This window comes from Calidithermus roseus (genome assembly GCF_003574095.1).
GTDB classification, from domain to species: domain Bacteria; phylum Deinococcota; class Deinococci; order Deinococcales; family Thermaceae; genus Calidithermus; species Calidithermus roseus.
The window spans coordinates 1-6,167 of the sequence record NZ_QWLA01000119.1 but is presented as its reverse complement, the minus strand read 5'-3'; the positions used below and the strand labels follow the sequence as shown (position 1 = coordinate 6,167).

The window sequence follows — 6,167 nt, the reverse complement described above, 5'->3', positions numbered from 1 at the left end:
CACGTTGGAGGGCGAACTTGTTCCAAACGTTGTCCCTGCGGGCTACCTGAAGGGCGTAGTTACAGGCGTTGGCAAACTGGTTCACCGTGCGGGAGAGCTTCTCGGCTGTACTCGCATGGGGTATCAGTTTGCATCTAACGGACAGGAGGGACACTATGTGCCCGATTATATCACAAAGTTGGTGGCTCCGTACCGGGCTTCCGCTTCCTCCCCGTCGCCTCGCCGTGGCGAGGCGATAACCGGGGCATCCGCGAAAGGAGTTTTGTGAAGGTAGGCGCACTGGACGTAGGAGAGGCCCGAATTGGCCTCGCCGTGGGGGAAACCGGCTCGAGCTGGGCCTTCGGGCGAGGCTATGTGGTGCGCGAGGGCCTGGAAGCCGACCTCGAGGCCCTGCGACAATTCGCCCAGCGCGAGGGCCTCGAGCGCTTCGTGGTGGGGCTGCCGCTGCGCAGCGACGGTGGAATGAGCGCCCAGGCCGAGCGGGTGATGGGGCTGGTAGAAGCCCTGCGCCAGGCGGGTTTCGTGGTCGAGCTGCTGGACGAGCGCTTCACCACCAAGCTGGGGCAGAGCCGACTGCGGAGCGCCCCCAAGCGGGTACGTCAGGAGAAGGGCAGGCTCGACGAGGCCGCCGCTATCGCTCTGCTGGAGTCGTACCTATCGAGCAAGCCCGCATGAACGAGGATCACCCCCCTTCCAACCCCTCCGAGCGCACGGGCGAAGCTCGCCCCGCGTGGGAACTCGAGCCGCGCCCGCGCAGCACCCCCTGGCTGCTGCGGCTGATACTGGCGATGTTCGTGCTGCTGGTGGGGCTGCTGGGCTACGTCCTCTACCTCTTCGGTCCCACCGGCAAAAGCGCCCAGGTGCGCATCCCCAGGGGCAGCGGGGCCGCCGCCGTGGGGGAGGTCCTCGAGCGGGCCGGGCTGATCCGCTCGGCGGGGGTCTTCGCGCTTTACCTGCGCTTCTCGGGCCGCGACAAGGACCTCAAGCCCGGCTTCTATCGCCTCGAGGGCCGGGGCCTGCGCGCCATCGCCCTCTCTCTCACCGACAAGTCGCGCCCCCTGAGCGTGAGCATCACCTTCCCCGAGGGCTGGCGCGCGGTGGACATGGCCGAGCGCCTCTCCGAAAACAACCTCGACGGGCCGGGCTTCCTCGAGCTCGTGCGGAACCCCCCGGCCAGCCTGCGTCCCCCCGAAGCCAAAGGGCCCACCCTGGAGGGCTTCCTCTTCCCCGCCACCTACACCTTCGCCCTCGACGCCCGCCCCGAGGAGATCGTGCAGGCCATGACCCGGCGCATGGCCCAGGAGTTCACCCCCGAACGCCTGGAGAAGCTCCAATCGCTCAAGCTCTCGGTCCACGACTGGGTGACGCTGGCCTCCATTGTGCAAGCCGAAGCGGCTGACGCTGGCGAAAAGCCGGTCATTGCAGGTGTTTTCCTCAACCGCCTCGAAATCGGCATGCCCCTGCAGGCCGACCCCACCGTGGCCTACGGCCTGGGCAAGCGCCTGCCCGAGCTCGACCGCAACGCGGGCGACTTCGCCACGGACACCCCTTACAACACCTACGCCCGCCGCGGTCTTCCGCCCACGGCCATCGGCAACCCCGGCCTCGACGCGCTCGAGGCCGTCCTCAACCCCCGGCGCACCGACGAGCGGGGCCGGAAGTACCTCTATTTCCTCCACGCCCAGGGCCGCCTGTTCGTCAATACTACCTTCGAGGGGCACCTGCGGGACACGACGAGGTATCGCTGAGTGATCGATGGATAACCGGACGCCAGGGGTCGTACGTCGTACGCAAAACGCCGACAGCTATCAACTAGCGGCTATGTACCGGATTCAAAAGATAATCATCAAAGCAAAAACCTTCAGAGGCTATCTTTTTGAATCCCAGAGCACTCCCCTTGGCCCTGCCCGGTTGCTTCCCCGTCAAAGGGTGCCGAACCAACCGAATCTGGTATCAGCCATCAGCTATCGGCGATTTCTGCACGGACGCCTCACGGGGCGTCCTTTGCTCACTTCACCCCATACTCGCTTCCCTTCAGGCGTTGGGGGCCATGAGCTGAAGGTACATCCCGAAGGGGGTCTGCACGTAGACGAAGCGCTCACCCCTGGGCTTCAGGATGCGCACGCCGGGCACGGCGCGCAGCCGGGCGAGGGTCTGCTCGAGCCCACTGGTTTTGAGCGCCAGGTGCCGCCCTCCCCAGTCCACGTTGCGCGGCATCTGGCGCTGCTGGCGCGGCGAGGCCCACTCGATGAGCTCGATGGTGTCGCTGCCCGCCTTGAGGAAGGCGAAGCGGACGGACTCGTCGGGCTCCACGTCGAACTGCTCGGCGATGGGATCGTCGGGGGTGGGCAGCGCACCCTGGCTGAGGAGTTCGAAGCCCAGCACCTCGGTGAAGAATTGCAGGGCCTGCTCGAGGTCGGGCACGCTAAAGCCTGCGTGGTGGACGCCGGTGATAAGGCTCATGCCGCTTAGATTACCGCAGAAGGGCTCGAGGCCCTCAGCCAGGCTCGAGCCGTAAGCTGTAGACGATAGACCCCTGGGAGGTTTGCTCGCCGCCAATGGCTGAACTCATGACCCCCGCCCCCGTGCTGGAGGACCCCCCGGCCCACCGGCCCACTGGCAACCTCGAGCTGCACCTCGAGGCCCACCCCGACCTTCCGCGCCTGCTGCGGCTGGGGGTGGCCTCGCTGGGCCTCAACGGCCTGCTCGACCTCGCGGGCGAACCCTTGCTCGAGGTGCAGGGGCAGGGCTGGGAGGGCCGCCTGCTCGACGACTGGATCCCGGTGTGGGAAAGCCCCGGCTGCACCGTGACGCTGCTGGCCCCCTGGGGCGAGCGTGGCTTCGCGCTGCGGCTCGAGCCCAAAGAGCCCGGCCCCCTGCGGGTGCTGGGCCGCGTGGCCTACCTGGGGTTGCGCCGCTTTCGAGAGGAGGTGCTGGACGCCTTTTTTCGCGCCACCCACGACCCCTGGACCAGGAGCCACGTGCTCGAGGCCCGCACCGAGCGCACCCTGCTGGCGCTGGGGCTCCAGGCCGACCGCGAGCCCAGCCAGCTCGAGTGGGGGGAGCAGTTCGCGATGGAGTGGAGCAGCGGACCCCTCACGCTCTACGTGGGGGTGGCCCCCGAGGCCGACGGGGCCCGCACCACCGCGCTGCACCTGCGGCGGGTGGGCTGGGAGGGGCTGCTCGAGGCCACCCGGCGCAAGCTCTTCGCCCTCACCGGCGGCTACTCGGGGCCGCTGGAGCCGAGCTACCGGCGGCACCTGCTCTTGGCCTACTTCTACGCCCAGGCCGACAGCCTCGAGGGCGAGCCGGTACTGCTGACCTCGCGCAGCCCACACTACTACGTCTCGGGGGCCTACTGGTCGCGCGACGCCTTGCTGTGGTTCTTCCCCGCGCTCTTGCAGGCGGATCGCCCCAGGGCGCGGCAGGTGTTGCGCACGGCCTTCCACCGTTATGCCCGCTGGCCCGGCGAGCACGCGCAGTACCTGAATGGCCCCCCGCTCTACCCCGGCTTCGAGCTCGACCAGGCGGCGGCCTACCCCCTGGCGTTGGCCCGCTACCTCGAGGGCGGCCCCGACCCCGAGCTGCTCGCTGAGCTGCGCGAGCCGCTGGGGTGGGTCTTCGAGCGGGTGCGGCGCGAGCGCCACCCCAGCCTCCCGCTCTACCGCACCTTCCTCTCCCCCGCCGACGACCCCGTGCCTCACCCCTACCTGACCTACGACAACGCCCTGTGGTCGGTGGCCCTGAACCGGCTGGCCCCCTTCATGCCCGATCCCACCGCCCTGCGCGAGGAGGCCCGCCAGATCCGCGAGAGCCTCTACCGCCAGGCGGTGCAGGGCGGGCGCTTCGTCTTCGCCTTCGAGCCGGGCGGGGAGTTCGTGTGGGGCGACGAACCTGCCGGCAGCCTGATGCTGCTGCCCCACCTGGGCTTCGTGAGCCGGGAGGACTTGGTGTGGCAGGCCACGGCGCTGTGGATCATGTCGGAGGAAAACCCCCACCACTACCGCGCGCGCTTCGTGGGGGAGGGCTCGCCCCACTTCCCCTTCCCCTCCGGCTTCAGCCTGGTCAACCGTATGCTCTCGGGCCTGCGGCGCAGCGCCGCCGAGGCGGTGCTGGCCCTCGAGCAGGCCCCCCTCGACCACGGCTACGCCTGCGAGTCCTTCGACCCCCAGACTGGCCTAGCCCGCACCGGGGTAGGCTTCGCGACCCTGGCGGGCTTCGTGGCCTACGGGCTCGCCCACGGGGGCGCGGCCCTCGCGCCCAGCACCCGCCTCACCCAGCCCGGGCTTTGAAGCCCGCCGCCAGGGCCCGCAGGCCCGCCTCGAGCCCGCCCTTGGGCCCGCTCGGGCCGAACATGCCCGAGCGCTCGAGGCCGGCGTAGCCGTGCAGGAAGGACCACAAGGCCACGGCGGCGGCGGTGTCGTCGGGGTCGCGGGTGAGGGCGCCCACCAGCCGCAGCACCGTGGCCCAGACCGCCTTGCCCGACTCGCGGCTGGCGAGCGCGCTGAGCCGGGCGTCCATCATCAGGTCGTAGAGCCGGGGGTGAGTGCGGGCGAACTCGAGGTAGGCCCGCGCGGCGGCCCCCAGCGCCGCCTCCGGCCCCCCCTCCCGGCTGGCGGTCACCAAGGCTTCGCCCAGCCTGCGGTTGCCGTGCTCCACCAGGGCCACCTCGAGCGCGGTCTTGTCGGGGTAGTGGCGGTAGAGGCTGGGGGCCTTGACGCCCAGTCTCCCGGCCAGGGCGCGCAGGGAAAGGCCGTCCTCGCCCCCCTGCTCGAGGAGCTCCAGGGCGGCCTCGAGGATGGCCTCGGGGCTGGTCTTGGCGGGGTAGGGCATATCGCGAACAGTGTAAGTCTTGACAGGCCGAGGCTCAAGGCATACAGTGTTAGCCATAAAGGCTATCAGCGTTAGCCTTGAGAGGAGCCCCCGATGAAAGCGACCCCCTACGGCCCGCACCTGGTCCAGCTCACCCAGACCTTCCCCTTCCCCATCAACGCCTTCCTGGTGCGGGAGCAGGACGGCTTCACCCTCATCGACACCGCCTGGGGCCAAGCCAGGGCCATCGTGGCCGCGGCACAGGCCCTGGGCGCCCCCGTCCGGCGCATCGCCCTCACCCACGGCCACGCCGACCACGCCGGCTCGCTCGAGGCCCTGCACGCCCTGCTCCCCGAGGCCGAAGTCCTGGTGGGCCGCCGCGAGGCCCGGCTGATGCGGGGCGACCGCTCGCCCGAGGCCGGGGAGGGGCAGGAGCCGGTCGGCGGGAAGTTCGTGCCCCTGGGGTTCGCGCCCTCACGGCTGCTCGAGCCCGGCGACCGGGTGGGCTCGCTCGAGGTGATCGCCGCCCCCGGCCACTCCCCCGGCCAGCTCGCCTTTCTCGATACCCGCGACCGCAGCCTGATCGTGGGCGACGCCTTCCAGACCCAGGGCGGGGTCGCGGTGGCGGGCGTGGTGCGGCCCCTCTTCCCCCTCCCGGCCTGGTTCACCTGGGACGCCGAGCTGGCGCTGCAAACTGCCCGGAGCCTGCGCGCGCTCGACCCCTCGAGGCTCGCCGTCGGGCACGGCAACACCCTCGAGAACCCCCTCGCCGCGATGGACGCCGCCATCGCCGCCGCCGAACGCCGCCTGGGGCGCCGGCTCAGCGCGGCAGGCCGCTGAGGAAGGTCTCCACGTCCTCCAGGCTTCCCAGCACGCTCAGCAGCTCGAGGTGGGCCGGGGCGATCTCGAGCTGGGGCCGCAACAACTCCAACCAACTCGCGTGCACCCCCACAGGGCGGTAGGGCTGGCCGTGCATGTGGGCGATCATGGCCACGTTCCAGGCCGCCATCAGCTCGGTGAGGGTGCCCACCCCGCCCGGCAGCACCAAGTACCCCACCGCCACATCCAGCAGCCGCTCGATGCGGGTGAGCAGAGTGGGGGCGGGAATCTCTAAGTCCACGTGAGCGTTGGGGCCTTTGCGCGTGGGAAACAGCGGCGGCGCGGTCACCCCCACCACCAGGCCCCCCGCCTCCTTGGCCCCGTGCGAGACGGCCTCCATCGAGCCGTTATACCAACCTTAGATAGATAGTCATCCATTGGGGATCCACCTGAACCCCGCCACCCCCCGGATGACCTCGGGGTGCTCCTGGAGATAGACACAGCGCTCTACCAGACGCTCTTGCAAAGCCTCCAAG

The 6,167-nt window shown here is 69.9% G+C and carries 7 protein-coding genes; 4 read left to right on the top strand and 3 right to left on the bottom strand.

Features of this window, described 5'->3' with window-relative positions; translation table 11 throughout:
• The first annotated feature begins 264 nt into the window (after positions 1-264).
• Both ruvX and mltG read left to right on the top strand, forming a co-directional pair.
• Positions 265-675 (top strand): Holliday junction resolvase RuvX, encoded by a 411-nt coding sequence (ruvX, locus tag Mrose_RS17605; protein WP_119280493.1) that lies wholly within the window; start codon positions 265-267, stop codon positions 673-675.
• Positions 672-1,748, top strand: a complete 1,077-nt coding sequence (gene mltG / locus Mrose_RS17600) for an endolytic transglycosylase MltG (RefSeq protein WP_119280491.1) — start codon at positions 672-674, stop codon at positions 1,746-1,748. Before ruvX ends, mltG begins: the two co-directional genes overlap by 4 nt.
• A gap of 286 nt (positions 1,749-2,034) precedes the next feature.
• Here mltG and Mrose_RS17595 read toward each other — a convergent pair whose 3' ends face one another.
• A complete protein-coding gene (locus Mrose_RS17595) occupies positions 2,035-2,463 on the bottom strand; it encodes a VOC family protein (RefSeq protein WP_119280489.1) in 429 nt (142 codons plus the stop codon).
• A 95-nt stretch (positions 2,464-2,558) separates the two neighbouring features.
• Here Mrose_RS17595 and Mrose_RS17590 point away from each other — a divergent pair, with 95 nt between their 5' ends.
• Positions 2,559-4,292 carry a glycoside hydrolase family 125 protein gene (locus Mrose_RS17590; protein ID WP_119280487.1) on the top strand — a complete coding sequence of 578 codons (1,734 nt, stop codon included), beginning with the start codon at positions 2,559-2,561 and terminating at the stop codon, positions 4,290-4,292.
• On the opposite strand, the gene Mrose_RS17585 is transcribed toward Mrose_RS17590, so the two are convergent.
• Positions 4,273-4,833, bottom strand: coding sequence for a TetR/AcrR family transcriptional regulator (locus Mrose_RS17585; protein ID WP_119280485.1), 561 nt, complete (start codon positions 4,831-4,833; stop codon positions 4,273-4,275). The genes Mrose_RS17590 and Mrose_RS17585 overlap by 20 nt on opposite strands.
• Positions 4,834-4,926: 93 nt before the next feature.
• Between Mrose_RS17585 and Mrose_RS17580 the strand changes: the two genes are divergently transcribed.
• Positions 4,927-5,652 (top strand): MBL fold metallo-hydrolase, encoded by a 726-nt coding sequence (locus tag Mrose_RS17580; RefSeq protein ID WP_119280483.1) that lies wholly within the window; start codon positions 4,927-4,929, stop codon positions 5,650-5,652.
• On the opposite strand, the gene Mrose_RS17575 is transcribed toward Mrose_RS17580, so the two are convergent.
• On the bottom strand, positions 5,633-6,031 hold the full coding sequence (locus Mrose_RS17575) for an LOG family protein (protein WP_245970015.1): 399 nt from the start codon (positions 6,029-6,031) through the stop codon (positions 5,633-5,635). The genes Mrose_RS17580 and Mrose_RS17575 overlap by 20 nt on opposite strands.
• Between the last annotated feature and the right edge of the window lie 136 nt (positions 6,032-6,167).

What these genes read in the sequence shown, in the direction of transcription:
- mltG (WP_119280491.1), top strand. Translation starts at nt 672, where the DNA reads ATGAACGAGGATCACCCCCCTTCCAACCCCTCCGAGCGCACGGGCGAA.
- Mrose_RS17595 (WP_119280489.1), bottom strand. Translation starts at nt 2,463, where the DNA reads ATGAGCCTTATCACCGGCGTCCACCACGCAGGCTTTAGCGTGCCCGAC.
- Mrose_RS17590 (WP_119280487.1), top strand. Translation starts at nt 2,559, where the DNA reads ATGGCTGAACTCATGACCCCCGCCCCCGTGCTGGAGGACCCCCCGGCC.
- Mrose_RS17585 (WP_119280485.1), bottom strand. Translation starts at nt 4,833, where the DNA reads ATGCCCTACCCCGCCAAGACCAGCCCCGAGGCCATCCTCGAGGCCGCC.
- Mrose_RS17580 (WP_119280483.1), top strand. Translation starts at nt 4,927, where the DNA reads ATGAAAGCGACCCCCTACGGCCCGCACCTGGTCCAGCTCACCCAGACC.
- Mrose_RS17575 (WP_245970015.1), bottom strand. Translation starts at nt 6,031, where the DNA reads ATGGAGGCCGTCTCGCACGGGGCCAAGGAGGCGGGGGGCCTGGTGGTG.